This window comes from Enterobacter cloacae complex sp. IR53041, from assembly GCF_049238285.1.
Taxonomy (GTDB): domain Bacteria; phylum Pseudomonadota; class Gammaproteobacteria; order Enterobacterales; family Enterobacteriaceae; genus Enterobacter; species Enterobacter roggenkampii.
On record NZ_JBMKHB010000071.1, the window covers coordinates 1 to 3,511 of the forward strand.

At 45.4% G+C, this 3,511-nt stretch carries 3 protein-coding genes; all 3 read left to right on the forward strand.

The window, feature by feature from the left end:
- Positions 1–258: 258 nt before the first annotated feature.
- The 3 genes from ACOTXF_RS23645 (at position 259) to ACOTXF_RS23655 (ending at position 3,144) form a co-directional block, all read left to right on the forward strand.
- A complete protein-coding gene (locus ACOTXF_RS23645) occupies positions 259–1,464 on the forward strand; it encodes an AAA family ATPase (protein ID WP_004152349.1) in 1,206 nt (401 codons plus the stop codon).
- Positions 1,461–2,435, forward strand: a complete 975-nt coding sequence (locus tag ACOTXF_RS23650) for a ParB family protein (RefSeq protein ID WP_004152348.1) — start codon at positions 1,461–1,463, stop codon at positions 2,433–2,435. The genes ACOTXF_RS23645 and ACOTXF_RS23650 overlap by 4 nt, the downstream gene beginning before the upstream one ends.
- A gap of 376 nt (positions 2,436–2,811) precedes the next feature.
- On the forward strand, positions 2,812–3,144 hold the full coding sequence (locus ACOTXF_RS23655; RefSeq protein ID WP_004152347.1) for a hypothetical protein: 333 nt from the start codon (positions 2,812–2,814) through the stop codon (positions 3,142–3,144).
- Positions 3,145–3,511 lie beyond the last annotated feature (367 nt).

Below are 3,511 nucleotides of genomic sequence, written 5' to 3' on the forward strand. Positions count from 1 at the left end.
CCCGGTAACACAGCATCAGCATCCGTTTTATAAACACATCTATTCCCTCTCATATTGTTTCCGCTTTGTAAACACACCTGTTTGCTCACTTCCGAGCCGATTTATAAACACATGTATCAGCGTTCAGCCTTTGAGTCACTCGCTGAACGTGCAACAAAAACACCAATATCAATAATTTCTTGCACGTCACGGTATTTGTTGTACACTCCGAGCTGTACAATCAATGTCCTCTACATTGAAAACATCATGGAGAACAGAATGAAACGAGATTACGGTGGAGTAGGCTCGATAGCGCGACGAGCTGGCATATTGCTTGAGTCAATGAGCCGGGACATTGAAGATCAACGCAAAGAGTTTAACCTTACAGAATACTTCCAGACATTTACCCGGAACGCAGTAGCCAAATTACCCAAGCTAAGCCGTCGCATCGTGGAGCAGGCCATTAAAGAAATGGAAGATGCAGGCTACGATTTCAACAAGAAACGCGTCGGAAATGTTGAGCAATATGCTCTTACAGTACAGAATGTTATTGATATTTACGCCCACCGCAAGATCCCGAAGTATCGTGAAATCCATCAATCGCCTTACGTTATTTTCGTCGTTAACTTGAAAGGTGGCGTATCCAAAACCGTATCAACTGTAACGCTGGCGCACGCGTTGCGAGTGCATCAGGATTTATTGCGTCACGATCTGCGTATTCTGGTTATTGACCTTGATCCGCAGGCATCCAGCACCATGTTCCTCGATCACACGCACAGTATTGGTTCCATTCTTGAAACCGCCGCGCAAGCGATGCTAAACGATGTCGATGCTGAAACCCTGCGTAACGAAGTGATACGGCCAACCATCATTCCAGGTGTAGATGTTATTCCTGCTTCTATTGATGATGGTTTTGTAGCCAGCGCATGGAAGGAGCTGGTTAGCGAGCACCTGCCGGGCGTAAACCAGTACGAAGTGCTTCGCAAAATAATTATCGATCGTGTGGCTGATGACTACGATTTCATCCTGATTGATACAGGTCCGCACCTCGATCCATTTTTACTAAACGGTTTGGCGGCAAGTGACCTTATTCTCACCCCTACTCCGCCGGCGCAAGTCGATTTCCATTCCACGTTGAAATACCTTACCCGCTTGCCTGAAATGCTGGAAACGCTGGAAGAAGAAGGCATTGAACCGCGTCTGGCTGCCAGTATTGGTTTTATGTCGAAAATGACTGGCAAGCCCGATCATCTGGTTTCACATAGCCTTGCTCGTGAAGTCTACACAAGCAGCATACTGGACTCTTCCCTGCCCCGCCTGGATGGCTTTGAACGTTGCGGAGAAACGTTTGATACGATTATTAGTGCCAACCCAGCATCTTATCCCGGTAGCAACGACGCGTTAAAAAAAGCGCGTACAGAAGCAGAGCATTTTACGAAGGCTGTGTTTGACCGTATTGAATTCCTGAGGAGCCAATCAGCGTGAAGAAAAAAATAGTAGCTCGCGGGCGAAACATTTTAGGTAGTGATAGCTCAGATTTTATCCGTAGCCTCGAAACCAAAGAAGCAGAGAAGGTATTCACCCTTAAGTCCGGTAATCAGGCCAAGTTCACCCTCTCAACCATTTTGAATGGTGATATTGAAGAGAAGACATTTGTGGATCCAGCTGTTAACGGTCGCGACCAAAGGTATGTAACCCCTGAGTCAGTGAGCGACATAACGCGAACTATCAACCTGCAGCAATTTTTCCCAGCAATCGGCCGAGTTATTAACGGTTGTATAGAAGTGTTAGATGGTTCCCGGCGCCGGGCGGCATGTATCTTCAGTGGCGCGAAATTCGAAATTCTGGTTACAGAAGATGAGATAAGTCTTGAAGATGCTCGTCAGCTTGCCAAAGACATTCAGACCGCGCGTGAGCATACGCTTCGTGAGATAGGTCAAAGATATCAATTTATGTACGCAAATGGCATGTCTAAGGATGAAATTGCGCGCGTAGAGGACGTCTCACCGGCAAGCGTTTCCCGAGCGTTTCAAGCTGCTTCTGTGCCAGCTGAAATGGTCGAGTTATTCCCGGTTATCAATGAACTCTCCCTTGCTGATTACCAGCTGCTGTTAAAAATTTCAGAGGACTTAGATAGCAAAGGTGTGCCTCTGTCTGATTTGCTCGGAAAAGTGCAGGCAGACATCAGTGCAGCAAAAGTTGAAAGCGTAAGTAAGTCGCTAATTATGGACTCTTTTAAACGCCATTCGAAGCAGCTGAAGCCAGCGCCAGTGAAAACTGTACAAACTGAAAAGCTACGTGAGTTTGAAGACAAAAAGCAGTTTGCCCGGAAGAAAACCGATCCGTCTAAACGCTTAGTGACCTATGAATTTGCCCGTCTTCCTGCTTCAGTTCAGGCTGAGTTAGATAAGGCCATCAGGCTGGTTATGGGCAACATGCAGTCCTTCGAAAAATAAAAAAATGTGGGAATTTAATGTGTGACTCCACTAAAAAGTTCCCACTACATTTTCAGCCCTAACTATCTAAAAAACTAGGTTTTTTGTGATTTCTTTCAGTATGAAATTCCCTGTCGCATCGCTTGTAGTTTTATAAAGCACAATGGCGTAATTTTTGGAGAAACAAAATCAATGGAACACTCGACAATTTCTGAAGCTCTAATTGGTGGTGTTGTTTGCGGCACTATCGCGGCCGGATTTATCTGGCAATTATTCAGACCTTGGAAACTTGAATGGCTCTGGTTAACCTGTTTTATCCTTACCTCAATCATTGTATTTTTCTTTGGTCCCTCTATGCCAAACCCATTCATGATGTAGAAGTACAAGGAGATGTGCCATGACCGTGAGGCTTTATTACAATGCAGTAGATAGACGAGCCCAAGCGAGCAATGAATGGCATGCTGAGTGGATAAGTAAACGTGGCTTGAAAGCTCGTCTTTGGACTGACAAGGCGATCAGTGAATTTCTCGGTGCGCCGCTCAGTGCAGGCCCGGTAAAAGCCTGGAAACAGAAGGAAGTGAAAAAAGTCGAAGCGACACCCGCTTTCAAAACATGGCTGGAACAACGTCGCGCATGGCTGGTTGCGCGGGGTAAAATATCCTCTGATACAGAGTTGCCTTGCCACCTGGATGCTCCGATAATTCCAGGTAAACAACATAAGGAATCATAATATGGACAAAAAGCCTCGCTATTCTGTCATGCTGGATGGGGATAGAACCGTCTATAGTGGAAATAGTCGGTTTGTCGCCTGGACGTTCTGGCTGATGAACCGCCATCGTAGGGCTATCGCATATGATTGCGGAGTTTGGGTTGTTGAACCAGCCTACTGGATCCGTGTCGTTTAATCTGCTTTTGCAATGTGCAGCTGCTTCATGTCATGCCTAAGGAGTTATTTTGAAATGGATTAATTTTTTACAACGTCTTTTACAACGTTTTTTCCCAAAAAAAAATGAAATAATTGAAGTGAAATACATTGAAAGGGATGAAACAAGAGTATTACCAGACATCCCTGAAAACGTCATAGCTGCCTGTCAGAC

Excerpts from the sequence above, each read along its gene's own strand:
- ACOTXF_RS23645 (WP_004152349.1), top strand. The coding sequence starts at position 259 with ATGAAACGAGATTACGGTGGAGTAGGCTCGATAGCGCGACGAGCTGGC.
- ACOTXF_RS23655 (WP_004152347.1), top strand. The coding sequence starts at position 2,812 with ATGACCGTGAGGCTTTATTACAATGCAGTAGATAGACGAGCCCAAGCG.